This window comes from Flavisphingomonas formosensis (genome assembly GCF_009755815.1).
GTDB lineage: Bacteria > Pseudomonadota > Alphaproteobacteria > Sphingomonadales > Sphingomonadaceae > Flavisphingomonas > Flavisphingomonas formosensis.
Genome location: NZ_WRPK01000003.1, coordinates 264,306 through 279,636, shown reverse-complemented (window position 1 = coordinate 279,636; position 15,331 = coordinate 264,306). Strand labels below are relative to the sequence as shown.

Genomic DNA, 15,331 nt, shown 5'->3' with positions numbered 1-15,331 from the left:
CGCCTCTGCCCAGCTCGTTACCGCCGCCCGCCGCGAACGATCGATGCAATAGGCAGCTGCTCGTCTACAGCGGGCCGGCAATACTCACAACATATATCAAGTTTTGCGCAAGAACTTCCTGTAATCGTTACTGTACATGTAACGAGGAAATTCTGCCTCAGGGCGTCATCCATTCGCCGCCATTCACATCCAGGCTGGCGCCGGTGATCGCGCCGGCGAGGTCCGAGAGGAGGAAAAGCACCGCATTGGCGCATTGCGCGTCGGTCGGGATGACGCCGAGCGGAAAGCTCCTCGCGACCTCATCGACGAGTTCCTCTGCCGGCCGCCCCTCCCGTTCCGAGCGCGTGCGGAAGAATCGTTCGATCGAAGGGCCCCACATATAGCCCATGCGCGTGCAGTTCACGCGGACGCCATGGCCACCGAGTTCCTTGGCGAGATAGCGGGTGAGGCCGCCCAGCGCCGTCTTGGCGGTCGCATAGTCCGCTTCACCCGGATAGGGACGAACCTGCGAGATGGTGCCGACATTGACGATCGAGCCGCCGCCTGCGGCCTTCATCGCCGGAAGCACCGCACGCGTCATGCGCAGGGCACCGAGACAGGTTACATCGTAATTGGCGCTCCAGGCCTCGATGGGAATATCCTCCAGCGACCTCATCGGGCCGCGCAGACGCGCGCTGTTCACGAGCCCGTCGATACGGCCGAAGGTGGACGAGGCCACCTCGGCCGCTGCCGCGCACTCTTCCTCCCGCGCTACGTCGACGCGGGCCGCAATGGCCTCGGCGCCTTCCGCACGAAGCTGCGCCGCCATGGCTTCGACCCGCTCGATCGAACGAGCGGCAAGCACCACCCGCGCGCCCTCCCGCACAGCGGCGCGGCCGAGCTGGATTCCGAGCCCGGGCCCGACACCCGAGACGAAGATCACCTTGTCACGCAACATCATGTGCAAGCTCCCGCGCGGCGGAAGCGAGCGCGGCCCGGCCGGTCCGCGCCATGCGCGCACCCGCGGCGCCCCAACCCATCGCCTTCAGCTCCTCGCTGAACACCTCCAGGCAAATATCGAGGCCCGGCGAGCTTTTCTCGATGAGCGCAAGCATCGTGGCCAGCGGCAATTCGCCTTCGCCCGGACACAGGCGACCGGCCATCGGCACATATGGCTCGCCGGGCGCTGGCGGGATACGGTCACTGATCTGCATGCCGCCGATCGCGTGCGGCGGCAGGGCGACGAGCTCATCCAGCGTGCCGTCCGATCGGGCGAAATGCCATGTATCGAACATGATGCCCGCATGCGGAATGTCGGCCACGATCGAAAGCGCCGTGGCCAGGTTCGGAACGCCGGTGCCCGGGATGAATTCAAGGGTCGTGGAGAAACCCGCATCCCGGTTGCGTCCTGCAATCTCGCCCACCTTGTCCTGCAGCGCGGCGGTCTCGATCGGACGGCCCAGAAAATGGGCGAGGTTGATCGTCGGAGCCTCGACTCCAGCCGCGGCACGGCGGCAATCCTCCTCGCTGTAGGTGAAGAAGCGGCGCATCGACGGATCGACCTCGCCGGGTGCTGGCGTGCCGGGCAGAACCCCGATCAGCGGATCGATGACGCTGACCCGGATGCCGAGATCGCTCAGGCGCGCGCGAATTTCGCCGTCGCCGAGCCCGGCTGCACGCGCGTCGATATAATGGCCAGGCGTGATGGTGATGCATGCGAAGCCGTTGGCGGCGCCGCTCGTCGCGATATCGATCAACGTGCCGCCGGGAACGCTGCCCCAGCACAGGCCCAGTTTCTGGCTATTCTCCATCGGCCCCCTCTCCCCTCGCTGCCTTATCCGGCGAAAAGCCTCCTTGCCGTGGCATTGCACAGCGCCACCGCCCGCTCACGCGGCGTTCGCACGGCCGAAAGGCAATATTCCAGCCAGAGCCCGTCCATCACCGCCGAGAGGATCGAAATCGCATCTGCCATCGACATGTCGCTCGGCGCGGGCAGCCGCCGCGCGGCTCGTTCGAGCACAAGCCGCAGGTCAGCGTTGAATCGGTCGCTAACCCGCGCGAACTCTCCACCGCTCGAGACGAGTCCCCAAAAGGCAGTCCAGGCGCCGAGTTGTTCGCTGCTCGCCCATTCCTCGGAAAAAGCGATGATGAAGAAGCGCTCCAGAGCCCGCCAGGGATCGGCCGGTTCGGGCAGAAGCTCGGTTTCGAAGCGATGAAGGAAATCATCGCAAAGCTGCTGATATGTCTCGAGCAACAGATTGTCGGGATTGTCGAAATAGTGGCGCAGCAAACCATGGGACACGCCGGCCTCGCGACATATCGCCCGCCCTGTCGTTCCGCGCGCACCATAGCGGGCAAGACATCGGACGGTCACGGCGACAAGATCCTGTCGACGCACCACCGGTGACTGACGCCGCGCCCGGGGACGCGGCTTTGCGATCAACTCTACATCCATGCCTTCTCCATAGCGGCCGGATGAGACTTGTCGAAGCCTTCTGCTTGTTCTTTTCGCCCTCGTTACGATGACCGGCGCTGTCGACGCGCCTGACGCGTGCCGAGGGTATAGACCAGCCAGCCGGTGCCGAGCAGCATTCCGGTGAGTCCGACGATCTTGATCACCGCCAGAAGCTTGTTGGGCTCGTCAGCCGCGGGGAAGCAAGCCAAGACGATACCGACGCAGGTGGTGGTCAGGCCGATACAGCCGATCAGTATCGACACCGGCTTGCCACCCGGCGGCCGCTGCACCTCCGGGCCGGCCGGCTTGCGCTGGACCGTGATGAGCGCCAGGAACACGCCGACGAAGGGCAGGAACAGGGCGATGATTCCCATGCTGACGAGCACGTCATAGGCGCCCTTCACGCCGGTGCCAGCCTGGCCGAGGATTACGAACAGCGCACCGAGCCCGCCCTGCAGCAAAAGCGCGATATAGGGCGAGCCCCATTTGGGATGCGTGCGGCCGAATGCGGCAGGCAGCATGCGATCGACGCCGACGACGAAGGGAATACGCGCGCACGCCGCGAGAAACCCGCTAGCCGCCCCGAGATTGCCGATCGTGATGAGCAGCGCCAGAGGAACGATCAGCCAGCCGGCGTGGAGCCGTTCGGCGGCAACGGCCCCGGCCTGCACCAGCCCCTGCAGTGTGTTCACCTGATTTGCCGGCATGGCCAAGAGCACCGCGATCGTGCCGAGCAGATAGCAGGCGACCACCACAGCACCGGCGATCGGCAGTGCGCGCGGGATGGTGCGTCACGCGTCCTTGATCTCTCCGGACATGAACGACGCGGCCTCCGGTCCCGAGAAGGCGAAGAACAGCGCCGACCAGAAGATCATGTGTCCCAGATCGAAATGCGGCGTCATCGTGTGCGCGCTGAACTCCGTCGCCGATCCGAAATGCCACCAGGACAGGCCGCCGAGGACGATCACGATCGCCGCCGGCAGCCACATGCCGATCGCCCCGATATTGTGCATCCACTTGCCCCATCTGAGGCCGACGATGTTGAGCGCGGTGATCCCCGCCAGCGCGACCAGCGCGAAGATCATGAAGAAGGCCGGGCTGTCGTGCAGATGCTGCCAGCGCTCGCCGCCGATGAAGAGGGCATTTCCGGCATCGAAATAGAAGACGCTGGGGAAATAGGGCAGGTTCGACGTGAAATAGCTCCAGCCTGCCATGAAGCCTGCAAAGGGCCCGAAGGCTTCACGCACCCAGACATAGAGGCCACCCTCCTGCGGATAGCGAGAGGACAGCTCCACCACTGCGAAGGTGAGCGGGAGATAGAAGAAAAAGAAGGCGCCGATCCAAATCAGGATCGAGCTCGGGCCTGCGGCAGCCGCCGTGGCGATCCAACGCAGGCTGACGCCGGTGACGATGTAGAAGAGCGCAAGATCCGCGACACCCATAACCTTGGGCGGATGAGCGGCATGTCCGCCGGCCATGATCTACTTCCAGCCTCTGGAGGGACGCACCAAGCCCAGGTAGCGCCTCCCCGCACGGACTGCTCCCTTCCAAGCGAGGAGTGATCTTCTGCCCACTCTCATCCCTTTCCCCGCTTGCGATCTTTCAGCACCTGCATAGCGGCATTATGCCCCGGCGCACCCGTCACGCCCCCTCCGGGATGCGCGCCGGCACCGCATAGATAAAGCCCGCTCACAGGCGTGCGATATTGAGAAAAGGCCGGCACGGGACGCATCGAGAAAAGCTGCCCGAGATGCAGATCGCCATGGAAGATATTGCCTTCCGTGAGCCCGTAGGTGCGCTCGAGATCGAGTGGGGTGAGCACCACCCGTCCCTCGATCAATTCGGGCAGGTCCGGCATATGGACGGCGATCTGTCTGACGATCGAATCGGCAAAGGCCTCCCGCTTCTCGTCCCACGTGCCCTCGCGAAGCGCATAAGGTACATATTGGATGAAGCAGGTCATCATCGCCTTGCCGGGCGGGCAGAGCGTGTCGTCGACCAGGCTGGGGATCACGCAATCGATCCAGAGCCTGTCCGGTATCTCCCCGAACCGCGCGATGTCGGCACAACGTTGCGCCTCTTCCAGAGTGGGCACGATGGTGAAGAGAGATCGCTCCTTCGCATCCGCGCCTGACGGGCGGCCGATCACCGTCGGCTCACGCGTCAACGCCAGATTGAGCTTGGCCGAAGGACCGGCCATCTTGATCGCCGCAATGTCGCGCCGGAAATCCTCGGGCAACACGGCCTGATCGACAAGGCTGAGGAAAGTGCGTTTGGGATCGGCGTTGGAGAGCACGACGTCTGCGGCGATCTCCCGCCCGTCGGCCAGCACGACCCCGCGCGCCTTGCCCGCCTCCACCTTGATAGAGGCGACCGGCATGTCGGCAACGATCTCCGCACCATGATCGCGCGCACTCGCTGCGAGCGCCTGCGTGATCGCACCCATGCCGCCGATGACATGGCCGGAATAGCCCTGCACGGCATCGTCGCCGCCGGATAGCAGGTGGAACAACAGGCCGACCGCAGAACCCGGCTCGTAAGGCCCGCCATGCTTGCCATAGACGTTGTTGGCCAGGAACATGCGCTTGACGCCATCGCTTTCGAAGTGCCGGTCGAGATATTCGCCGAGGCTGCCGGTCAGGAAGGTGACGAGTTGCGCAACCTCGCGCCCCCTTAGCCGGCGGAACCGCTTGATCAGGCGACCTGCCTCGCGGATCCGATCGAAGCCTCGCGCCGCGAGATCGGGCGGCGGTTCCAGAAAGAAGGGTTGGAGATAGGCAGCGAGCGCCTTCAACTCGCGATCGACGCGCAGAAATGCGTCCGCATCCCGCACGGACCATGTCCGTATCTCCGCTGCCGCACGTTCGGGGTCCGCCCACCAGCGGATGATCTCGCCCTTGCCCAGCGCAACCGTGATCAGCGGATCGCTGCCGACCATCCGCAGCCCATATTTCGCGAGCTCCAGATCCCGGATCACCGTCGGCATCAGCATCGAGGCGAAATAGGAGGTGAAGGACACGCGATGGCCGGGGATCACTTCCTCGGTCACGCAGGCACCGCCGATGATCTCGCGCCTTTCCAGCGTCAACACCTTGAGGCCGGCACGCGCGAGATAGGCCGTTGCGGTCAGCCCATTATGCCCGGCCCCGACGACGATCGCATCGTAGCGGGAAAGCGACGGCATCATCGTCTGGGTCATGCGTGGCTTATCCTCCGTCGATGCATCGAGCTTGCACGAATCATTCTTATGAGGCAAGTGTCCAATATCTGGCGGCAGGAGATCGAGCGATGACGGATCAGTCCCGCATGATGGAGGCGTCGCTGCCGAGCAGCGCCTATCTAGACGACGCCGCCTACGCGCTCGACAAGGCGACGATTTTCGAGCGCGAATGGTTCTGCGCGGGGCGCGAGGAGGATGTGCCGGAGGCGGGGGATCACGTCATCCTGAACGTCGCGGGTGAAAGCATACTGGTGGTGCGCGATCGGGCCGGAGCGCTTCACGCCCATTATAATGTCTGTCGCCACCGGGGCGCCCGCCTGTGCGACGCGCAGAACGATGCACGCTGGGGCGTGACACTGGATGCCGGCGTGGTGGCGCGCAACATGATCCGTTGTCCCTATCACGGCTGGTCCTACGGGCTGGACGGACGGCTGCTGGCGGCGCCGCATCTCCAGGAGGAGCCGGGTTTCGACAAGGGCGCCTATGGATTGCACAAGGCAGGTGTCGCGACCTGGGGCGGCTTTCTTTTCCTCAACCTCACCCCCGACGCCGCGCCGTCCTTCGAAGATGGGCTTCGCGATCCCGCGCGGCGGCTCGGCAACTATCCGCTGCACGCACTAAAGACCGGGCCGACGATCTCCTACGACATCGCCGCAAACTGGAAGGTGATGCTGGAGAATTACAACGAATGCTATCATTGCCCGGGCGTGCATCCCGAGTTGTGCGAGGTCGTTCCCGAATTCCGCAAGAATGGCGGCATTCATCTCGATTGGGAGGCCGGCATTCCGCATCGCGACGGCGCGGTAACCTACACCCGAAGCGGTACCACGACGCGCAGCCCCTTCCCCGGCCTCACCGCCGAGGAACAGGTACGTCACAAGGGCGAACTGATCTATCCCAACCTGATGCTGAGCGTATCGATGGATCATGCCGCGGCATTCATTCTCTGGCCGCAAGGGCCGGGCCGCACGCGGATCGATTGCCGCTTCCTCTTCCATCCTGACGAGATGACGAAGCCGGAGTTCGATCCGTCCGACGCGGTGGATTTCTGGGATTTGGTCAACCGTCAGGACTGGGCGGTGTGCGAGCGCGTCCAATCCGGCATGGCAGCACGCGTGCATGATCACGGCTATTATTCGCCGATGGAGGATTATAGCCTCGATATTCGCCGCTATGTCGCGGATCGGCACGGTCGGTGAGCGAACGCTACTCGGCCTTCGCCCTTGCCCGCCACGCGCTGACCGGCAATCGGGACTGGCCCCAGGCCTGGCGCTCGCCGGAACCAAAGGCCGCCTATGACGTGATCGTCATCGGCGGCGGCGGACATGGGCTCGCGACGGCCTATTATCTCGCCAAGAATCACGGCATCAGCAACGTGGCCGTGATCGAAAAGGGCTGGATCGGCGGCGGCAATTCTGGGCGCAACACCACGATCGTGCGATCGGACTATTATTATCCGGCCAGCGCGGCATTCTTCGACCGATCGGTGACGCTCTACGAGGGGCTTTCCCGCGCGCTCAACTTCAACATCATGTTCAGCCAGCGCGGCACGCTGACTGTGGCACACAGCCGGGGCGAGGTGGATTTCCAGCGCCGGCTGGTAAATGCCATGGCGCTGAACGGCATCGACATGCGCACGGTCAGCCGCGAGGAATGTTTTCGGCTCTGCCCGATCCTCAACTGCACACCGGATGCGCGCTATCCGATCCTCGGCGGCATGGTGCAGGATCGCGCCGGCACGGCGCGGCATGACGCCGTCGTCTGGGGCTACGCGCGCGCCGCCGACCGGCTGGGCGTCGACATCATCCAGAATTGCGCCGTCACCGGCATCCGCCGCGATCCGGTAACCGGCGCCGTGACCGGAGTGGAAACCGAGAAGGGGCTGATCACGGCGCCCAAGGTCGGCATCGCCGTCGCCGGCCACTCGACGGTGCTGGCCGACATGGCAGGATTCCGCCTGCCGCTGCGGAGCCTCGCGCTCCAGGCTTTCGTGTCCGAGCCGATGAAGCCGGTGATCGACATGGTCGTCTCTTCGGCGCTGCTCGGCGTCTATGTCAGCCAATCAGACAAAGGCGGCCTCGTCATCGGCGGCAATGCGGATGCCTATGCCTCTTATGCCCAGCGCGGCAATCTGCCCTCGATGGAGGCGACGCTGTCCGGCCTGATCGAGATGATCCCGAGCTTCGCGCGCGTGCGGCTGCTGCGCCAATGGGCGGGGATCGTCGACTATGCGCATGACAGTTCGCCGGTGCTCGGCCTGAGCCCGGTGCCCGGGCTTTTCCTCAACTGCGGGTGGGGCGGCGGTGGTTTCAAGGCGATACCGGCGGGTGGCGAAACGACGGCGCACACGATCGCGACGGGCCAGCCGCACCCGCTGATCGAAGCCTTCTCCCTGGGGCGCTTCCGGGAGCTGGCGATGGTGGATGAAGCGACGGCCGCGGGGATCGAGCATTGAAGGGGGCATTGTCATCCTCTCCCACAGGGGAAGGGGGACCATGCGAAGCACGGTGGAGGGGTTCCCCCACGCGTCATTCTCGCTGTCTGCGCTGCAGTGAGCAGAACCCCTCCACCACCCTGCGGGTGGTCCCCCTTCCCCATTGGGGAAGGATAAAGAACGAGAAGTCTCTCCCATGCTGCTGATCTCCTGCCCCTGGTGCGGCCCGCGCGATGAGGACGAGTTTCTCAATGGTGGCGAGGCGCATCTCGACCGGCCCGAACCCCCCGAGGCGATTTCGGACGAAGACTGGGCAGCCTATCTGTTCTTCCACCATAATCCGCGCGGCATGCTCGCCGAACGCTGGGCCCATAGCTATGGGTGCCGACGTTGGTTCCACGCGTTGCGCGATACCGTCACGCACAGGATCCACGCGACCTACAAACTCGACGAACCCCGCCCGGAGCTGCCCGAATGAGCGGCTTCCGTCTTAACCGGGGCGGCAGCGACATCGATCGCGGACGGCCGCTCGCTTTCCGCTTCAACGGCCGGCTGCTACATGGCTTTGCCGGCGACACGCTGGCATCCGCACTGATCGCCAATGGCGTCTCGATCGTCGCCCGCAGCTTCAAATATCATCGGCCGCGCGGCATCGTCGGCAGCGGCTTTGCGGAAACCAATGCGCTGGTCCAGCTCGGCTCCGGCGATCGGCTGGTGCCCAATATGCCCGCGACGCTCGTGCCGCTTGCCGAAGGGCTGGAAGCATCGAGCCCCAATAGCTGGCCTTCGGTCGACTTCGATCTCGGACGGGTCAACGACCGGGTGCGCGCACTACTCTCCGCAGGCTTCTACTATAAGAGCTTCATGTGGCCGGGTTGGCACCTGTTCGAAGGCTTCATCCGCCGAGCCGCCGGCATCGGCCGAGCCCCCGCCCTGCCCGATCCGGATCGCTACGAAGCGCGCGAGATCCGTGTCGACCGCCTGGTGATCGGCGCCGGCAGGGCTGGACGAGAGGCTGCCGAGCGGGCTGTCGCGGCAGGCGAGCATGTGCTGATCCTCGATGCCGCGCTCGATGGCTCCGTCGCTCACCTTGGCCGGCACCCGCTCGACACGGGGCATGAAGGCGGCTGCCTGGCGCTGGCGAGAACCACCGCGCTCGGCCTCTACGATCATGGCTTCGTAACCGCGGTCGAAGAGATCGAAGCAGCCGGTCTGCGCCAGCGGCTTTGGAAGATCCGGGCGCAGGCGATCACCCTGGCGACGGGCGCGTTCGAGCAACCGTTGATCTTCGCCAATAACGACCTGCCCGGGATCCTGCTGGCTTCTGCGTGGCAGGACTATCTGCAGCGCCATGCGGCGGCGCCGGGACGCACGCTGCTGGTCGCGACGACCACCGACAACGGCTATGCCGCAGCTTTCGCGGCGCAGGACGCAGGGCTGACCGTGCGCGCGATCGTAGACCGGCGGGAGGCGGCGACAGATGCCGCGCAGGAGGCCGAACGGCGGAGCATTGCCGTTCATCGCGGCGCGGCCGTGATCGCCGCTCACGGCTCGCGCCGGGTCCGCGCCGCGACGATCGCCACGCCGTCCGGCACGATCCGCATCGCCTGCCACAGCATCGCAATGTCCGGCGGATGGGCACCTGCACGGCAGCTCTTCAATCAGCCCGGCTGCATGCCCGAGCGGTGCGAGCTGGTGGGCATGGCAGCCGAAACAGTGTCGGCCGAACCGCTCGATCTTGCTTTGACCCGTGATCCGAAGACCAGCTTCATCGATTTCCAGACCGATGTCACGCTGGCCGACATGGCATTGGCGACGCGAGAGAATTATCGCTCGGTCGAGCATGTGAAGCGCTACACCGTCTGGGGCATGGGCACCGATCAGGGCAAGCTCAGCGCGGCCAATGGCGCGGCGGCGCTGGCCGCGCTTCAGGATAGCGCATCGCATAGGATCGGCGCGACCCGCAATCGTCCGCCATTCGCACCGGTCGCGATCGCAACCCTTGCCGCCTCGCGCCACAATGGCGCGCTGCATCGGCCCTGGCGCCATTTGCCGGCGCACGGCTGGCACGAAGCGCATGGCGCGGTGTTCGAGGATTTCGGATGGCTGCGCCCATCCCACTATCCGCTGCCTGGCGAGGATATCGCGGCAGCCGCCCGGCGCGAAGCCGCTGCCGTGCGCAATGGTGTCGGAATCATGGACAGCTCGTCGCTCGGCAAGATCGAGTTGAAGGGCCCGGATGCTGGCCGCTTCCTGGATCTCCTGTCGGCCGGGCGGCCGAGCACGATCGCCGTGGGCGACATCCGTTACAATCTGCTGCTCACCGAACTTGGCACCGTGCTCGACGACGGGGTCGTGACGCGTCTCGGCCCGGATCATTTCCTGCTCAACACCAGCAGCAGCCACACCGAGACGGTGATGCGCTGGATAGAGGATTGGCATCAGTGCCAATGGCCATTCGATTTCGTGACTCGCAACGTCACCGAGGAATGGGCGGCACTCACCATCGCGGGGCCGCAGGCGCGTGCGCTGCTCGCCAGTCTGCCAGGCACGATCGATCTCGCGCCTGAACGCTTTCCGCATCTGGCGGTGCGCGAGGGCGTACTGACCGATCATCCGGTCCGTATCATGCGGGTCAGCTTCACCGGAGAGCGCAGCTACGAGATCAACGTCCCCGCCCCACTGGCTGTGGAGATGGCGGATCGGCTGTGGCGCGCAGGCACGGATTTCGGCCTTGTTCCGTTCGGTCTCGACGCGCTCGAAATATTGCGCATCGAGAAGGGCTATATCGTCATAGGCACCGATACCGACGGAGAAAGCCAGCCCGGCGACATCGGCTTTCGCAAGATGGGACAGACCCCGGGCGATTTCCTCGGCAAGCGATCGTTAATGCGCGCGTCGGCGTCGGGCTCGGACCGGCAGCATCTGGTCGGACTTATGCCGAGCGACCCCGCGCATGTGCCGCTGGTCGGCGCTCACATCCTGCAGCAGGCCGGAGGCAAGGCACAGGGTTTCGTCACCAGTTCCTGTTTCAGCCCGACGCTCGGCCGCGGCATCGCGCTGGCGCTGATGAAAGGCGGTCAGCGGCGGCATGGCGAAAAGGTCACGCTCTGGTCAGAAGGGCTGAGCTGGCAGGCGGAAGTGACTATGCCACGCTTCGTCGATCCGAAAGGAGAGCGGCTGCATGGCTGAGGCGGCGACCATCCAGCGCGTTGCGGGCATCACCGTGCTCCGCCTCACTGCGAATCTGGAGGGGCACCCCGACCTGACGGAGCGGATCACGGCGGCGACCGGCCTTCCGCTCCCCAGCGCCGCAACACCGAGCGGCGTGGATCCGGTGATGATCTGGCAAGGGCCGAGCGATCTTCTGATCGCAGGCGGGAGCGCCGACATGATCGGGCTGCAACGCGCGCTGGATCGGTTGGCAGAAGACGAAGCGATATTGGCAGGCGACGCCTCGGCGGGCCTCGCCGTGTTCGATCTCACCGGCGACACGGTCTTGCCGCGCATCGTCGAATGGATGCATGGATCACAGGCACGGCGCGCCTCGACGGTGAGGAAGCTGGCGGGGCTGCGCGTGACCTTATTGTCGGAAACAGAGCCGGCTCCGCGCATCCGGCTATTCGTCGATCGATCCTACGCCGACTATTTTCGGCAATGGCTGGATGCGACGCTGGCGTCCTGAATCATCCTCGCCATGGTAACGCGTTATCCCAAAACAGGGAGATCCGCGATCGCTTCTCGGCATCGCTCGGTCATTCGCCGGGCGCTCGGCTCGCCACGCGTTCGGGACTGCGCGCACCGCCCGACGCCCCTCTTTCGGTTCGGCTCCACGGCCCAGTCCAGACTTACCAGCCTGAGCGATTCCTGAAGCTGGGTGAGCGCTCCAGCTGGGTACCTATGGCGGCGGCCCGGACGGCTTAGTCTCTGCGCTAGAAGAAAAGCGCCACCGACGGTCCGGTGATCGTGTCACCGTCCAATCTCACCTCGCGTTCGACGATCCGGAGATGGTCCCCGTACGTCTCCAGGCGGTCACGCCTCTGCGCGCTGAAGAGATGATCGGCGCGGCCCTGCTGGCTGTGGAAGAGGAGAAGGTTGCTCCAGGCCCGCACGCTTCCGCCGGCCAGGGGCTCGACTTCGACATTTGCGACGAAGCGCCGGATGCGCGGCGGCGGATTTTCCGCCCAGGCGTTGGGCTTGAGCGCGCGCTCCGCCCGCTGGGCCAGATGGGCAAAACCCTCTTCGCGCAGAGGCAGCGCCCTCGGCCCATAGCCCGACAATTCCTTGTCCGGTGCATGGATCGTCTCGGGATCCGCAGCCGAAGCACGGGCGAGCGGCACAAACCGGCCCGGCATCAGATAGAGTATCGCGGGCGAAAGCAGCTCAAGCCAGCTCAGGTAACGCCGCTCATCCAGCAGGCGCGCCTCGCGATAGTAGAATTGCTCCACCCGCCGCAGCCATTCGACGTCAAGCGCTGGCGCGAAGGCCTCGTTCACGCCCGTTCGTCCCGCAGCATGTCGGCCCGCCAACGCTGGTAGAAGGCACGCGCATAATATTCGTTGAACAGGCCACTCGCCATGCCCGGCAGTTCCGGGTGCGGGCGCTCCTGCCCGGCGCCGAGACCATAATGATATGGCCGATCTTGGGGATAGTCGGATCGCGAACCGATCCACTGCTGAGCCCAGGCCTCGCTATCCTCCTGCTCCACGATACCGCCCGGCCCGAGCACGTAATTATACTGCCCCCGCAGCGCCCGTCTTATCGAATCGGGTGCATCCTTGGGAAGCACGAGCCAGGTCCAGATCTCCGTTTCGTCCGGCCCGCAGGGATGGCTGACCCGCAAGGCGTGGTTGGACCACACGAAATTGAGGTTCGGATAGATACCGAGCGTCAGCCCCTTGATACGCGCGCGAAGGGGACCGAGCCGCCGTTCTGCCTCTGCCTGGACGGCCAGCAGATAACGCAGCAGCTCGGGATCCATTCCGGCCGACACGCCCTCTATGCCCCAGGCCCGCTCTTCGGCGGTCGACTCCTCCGGCATCAGGCGCAGGCTCGCCGAATGGCCGGCGCGCGGAACCATGGCAAAGCCGTGCGCCTCTGTTTCCCGGCCCGCATCATTGGTCGCGAACAGAGCGCCGTGAAGATAGGAGGCATGTCCGAGATCACCGAGCTGGTTCTCGTAGGGCAGTTTCCAGTTGGCGCGCAGACGCCATTTCTGCGGTGGCCCGACGAGCTCGATACCACCAGGAAAGCGATCCAGATAAGTGTCGAGATAGAAGCGCATGTCACCGAGATAGTCAGCAAGCGGCTCGATCTGCGCGTCCAGGCTGCCGAACAGGAAACCCCTGTAGGACTCGATGCGGGGCACCGCGGGAAGGCCGAGCGAAGATCGGTCTATCCGCCCGACCTTGCGTTCCTGCGGCACGGCGACGAGCGCGCCGTCGCCGTCATAGGTCCAGCCGTGATAGGGGCAGACGAAGCGATGGGCGTTGCCCAGATCGGCGCGGCAGACCGGGAGACCGCGATGACTGCAGCTATTGACATGCGCCCGGATCGCCCCGCCCCTGCTGCGGGTCACGATGACCGGCGTTTCGGCAAGGCGCGTGGTCAGGAAATCGCCGGGCTGCGGCAGTTGGCTCTCATGGCCGAGGAAGAGCCAGCTCCGCGCGAAGATCAGGTGCTTTTCCGCAGCATAGATGGCCGGGTCCACGAAAATACTGCGCGCCACATGGATACCGTCGGCACTGACCAGACTTGCCGCCGCCGATGGCTCGACCGTGCCCTGAGACGGCAGGGCCGGCGTTCGTTCGAGGGTGCTCCGCATGGCGCCTCTCCTCTCTCTTCCTCCGACAGATATCCGCAGCATCGCCGCGGGCCGCAATCGGGATTGTTTGTTCCAGCCGGCCCAAATTGCTGAACCCGTCGCTGGCAGGCGCTGCTGCCTCGTTCGGCCGGTCGTATCCGTGCCTTATCCGGACACATCCGGGCCGAGGCGGTTTGGTGGTTTCGCGGCGATCCAAATCGCTTTAAGGCGCGCCGCCATGGGTCGAACCAAGACAATCGCGGCACTGATCGTCGCTGCCGGGCGCGGAGAGCGCGCCGGTGGATCGGTGCCGAAACAATATGCCGTCATCGCCGGAAAGAGCGTGCTGGCGCACGCGATCGACGCACTGGCCTCGCATCCCGCAATCGACGCGGTGCAAGTGGTGATCGGCGCAGATCAGGACGCGCTCTACCGCGGCGCGATCGGCGATCGGAAATTGCCCGAACCGGTCACCGGCGGTGCCAGCCGGCGCGAATCGGTCATGGCCGGCCTCGCCGCCTGCGATGCCGACATCGTGCTGATCCATGACGCTGCCCGGCCGTTCCTGCCAGCCGCGGTGATCGATCGGCTGCTCGATGCGCTCAAAGCCGGGGAGGCGGCGGTACCGGTCCTGCCGGTAGCGGATACGCTCGCCCGCGCGGAGGGCGTGCTCGGCGACATCGTGCCGCGCGCCGGCGTCGTGCGCGTCCAGACCCCGCAGATCTTCCGCCGCGAGGCGATATTGGCGGCGCACGCCGCCTGGCCGACCGACAGCGAAGCCACCGACGATGCGCAGGTCGCCCGTGCGGCGGGCATCGCCGTGGCGACCGTTGCAGGAGACATCATGCTCGAAAAGCTCACCCATCCCGGCGATTTCGCCGCGGCGACCGCGCGGATCGCCCCGGCGCTGGTGTCGCGCACCGGCATGGGCTTCGACGTCCACGCCTTCGCCGACGGCGACCGACTTTGGCTGGGCGGGATCGAGATCCCGCACCATCGCGGCCTCGCCGGTCATTCCGATGCGGACGTCGCGCTGCACGCGCTCACCGATGCCCTGCTCGGCGCGATTGGCGACGGAGACATCGGCACGCATTTTCCGCCATCCGATCCGCAATGGCGTGGCGCGGCGTCCAGCCGCTTCCTAGAACATGCCTGCGATCTCGTCCGCGCCCAAGGCGGCATCATCGACCATGTCGACGTGACGATCATCTGCGAAGCACCTAAGGTGGGGCCGCATAGGGCACCGATGCGCGCGCGAATCGCACAGTTGCTCGGCGTTTCAGAGACATGCGTCAGCATCAAGGCAACCACTACCGAGAAGCTGGGTTTTACCGGCCGAAGCGAGGGGATTGCGGCTCAGGCGATCGCGACAATTCGCCTGCCCGACATTATATGAAGACTCGAAGGTGCGGATGGCCGGCCTTGCCGGCCGCAACCCGC

12 protein-coding genes and 1 pseudogene are annotated in these 15,331 nt (G+C 65.3%); 6 read left to right on the top strand and 7 right to left on the bottom strand.

What is annotated here, in order from left to right; translation table 11 throughout:
• Nucleotides 1–157: 157 nt before the first annotated feature.
• From GQY20_RS10735 to GQY20_RS10710, 5 genes and pseudogenes are all read right to left on the bottom strand, one after another.
• Nucleotides 158–940, bottom strand: a complete 783-nt coding sequence (locus GQY20_RS10735; protein WP_157217071.1) for an SDR family oxidoreductase — start codon at nt 938–940, stop codon at nt 158–160.
• A complete protein-coding gene (locus GQY20_RS10730; RefSeq protein WP_157217070.1) occupies nt 927–1,790 on the bottom strand; it encodes a sugar phosphate isomerase/epimerase family protein in 864 nt (287 codons plus the stop codon). The genes GQY20_RS10735 and GQY20_RS10730 overlap by 14 nt, the downstream gene beginning before the upstream one ends.
• Before the next feature lie 23 nt (nt 1,791–1,813).
• Nucleotides 1,814–2,353, bottom strand: coding sequence for a TetR/AcrR family transcriptional regulator (locus GQY20_RS10725; protein ID WP_198350905.1), 540 nt, complete (start codon nt 2,351–2,353; stop codon nt 1,814–1,816).
• Nucleotides 2,354–2,496: 143 nt separating this feature from the next.
• Nucleotides 2,497–3,876 (bottom strand): annotated as a pseudogene (locus tag GQY20_RS32530) (APC family permease).
• 134 nt (nt 3,877–4,010) lie between these two features.
• Complete coding sequence (locus GQY20_RS10710) at nt 4,011–5,633, bottom strand: phytoene desaturase family protein (protein ID WP_157217066.1); 1,623 nt, start codon at nt 5,631–5,633, stop codon at nt 4,011–4,013.
• A gap of 89 nt (nt 5,634–5,722) precedes the next feature.
• Between GQY20_RS10710 and GQY20_RS10705 the strand changes: the two genes are divergently transcribed.
• The 5 genes from GQY20_RS10705 (at nt 5,723) to GQY20_RS10685 (ending at nt 11,773) form a co-directional block, all read left to right on the top strand.
• Nucleotides 5,723–6,853, top strand: coding sequence for an aromatic ring-hydroxylating oxygenase subunit alpha (locus tag GQY20_RS10705; RefSeq protein ID WP_198350904.1), 1,131 nt, complete (start codon nt 5,723–5,725; stop codon nt 6,851–6,853).
• Nucleotides 6,850–8,109, top strand: a complete 1,260-nt coding sequence (locus GQY20_RS10700) for a sarcosine oxidase subunit beta family protein (RefSeq protein ID WP_157217065.1) — start codon at nt 6,850–6,852, stop codon at nt 8,107–8,109. Before GQY20_RS10705 ends, GQY20_RS10700 begins: the two co-directional genes overlap by 4 nt.
• Nucleotides 8,110–8,284: 175 nt before the next feature.
• Nucleotides 8,285–8,566 (top strand): sarcosine oxidase subunit delta, encoded by a 282-nt coding sequence (locus tag GQY20_RS10695; RefSeq protein WP_157217064.1) that lies wholly within the window; start codon nt 8,285–8,287, stop codon nt 8,564–8,566.
• The gene (locus GQY20_RS10690; RefSeq protein ID WP_157217063.1) at nt 8,563–11,280 is read left to right on the top strand and encodes a 2Fe-2S iron-sulfur cluster-binding protein; all 2,718 of its coding nucleotides are present in this window, start codon (nt 8,563–8,565) and stop codon (nt 11,278–11,280) included. The genes GQY20_RS10695 and GQY20_RS10690 overlap by 4 nt, the downstream gene beginning before the upstream one ends.
• Complete coding sequence (locus GQY20_RS10685) at nt 11,273–11,773, top strand: hypothetical protein (protein WP_157217062.1); 501 nt, start codon at nt 11,273–11,275, stop codon at nt 11,771–11,773. The genes GQY20_RS10690 and GQY20_RS10685 overlap by 8 nt, the downstream gene beginning before the upstream one ends.
• Before the next feature lie 247 nt (nt 11,774–12,020).
• On the opposite strand, the gene GQY20_RS10680 is transcribed toward GQY20_RS10685, so the two are convergent.
• Both GQY20_RS10680 and GQY20_RS10675 read right to left on the bottom strand, forming a co-directional pair.
• On the bottom strand, nt 12,021–12,584 hold the full coding sequence (locus GQY20_RS10680; protein WP_157217061.1) for an aromatic-ring-hydroxylating dioxygenase subunit beta: 564 nt from the start codon (nt 12,582–12,584) through the stop codon (nt 12,021–12,023).
• A complete protein-coding gene (locus GQY20_RS10675; protein ID WP_157217060.1) occupies nt 12,581–13,912 on the bottom strand; it encodes an aromatic ring-hydroxylating oxygenase subunit alpha in 1,332 nt (443 codons plus the stop codon). Before GQY20_RS10675 ends, GQY20_RS10680 begins: the two co-directional genes overlap by 4 nt.
• A gap of 217 nt (nt 13,913–14,129) precedes the next feature.
• On the opposite strand from GQY20_RS10675, the gene GQY20_RS10670 reads away from it, so the two are divergent.
• Nucleotides 14,130–15,287 carry a bifunctional 2-C-methyl-D-erythritol 4-phosphate cytidylyltransferase/2-C-methyl-D-erythritol 2,4-cyclodiphosphate synthase gene (locus GQY20_RS10670; protein WP_157217059.1) on the top strand — a complete coding sequence of 386 codons (1,158 nt, stop codon included), beginning with the start codon at nt 14,130–14,132 and terminating at the stop codon, nt 15,285–15,287.
• Nucleotides 15,288–15,331 lie beyond the last annotated feature (44 nt).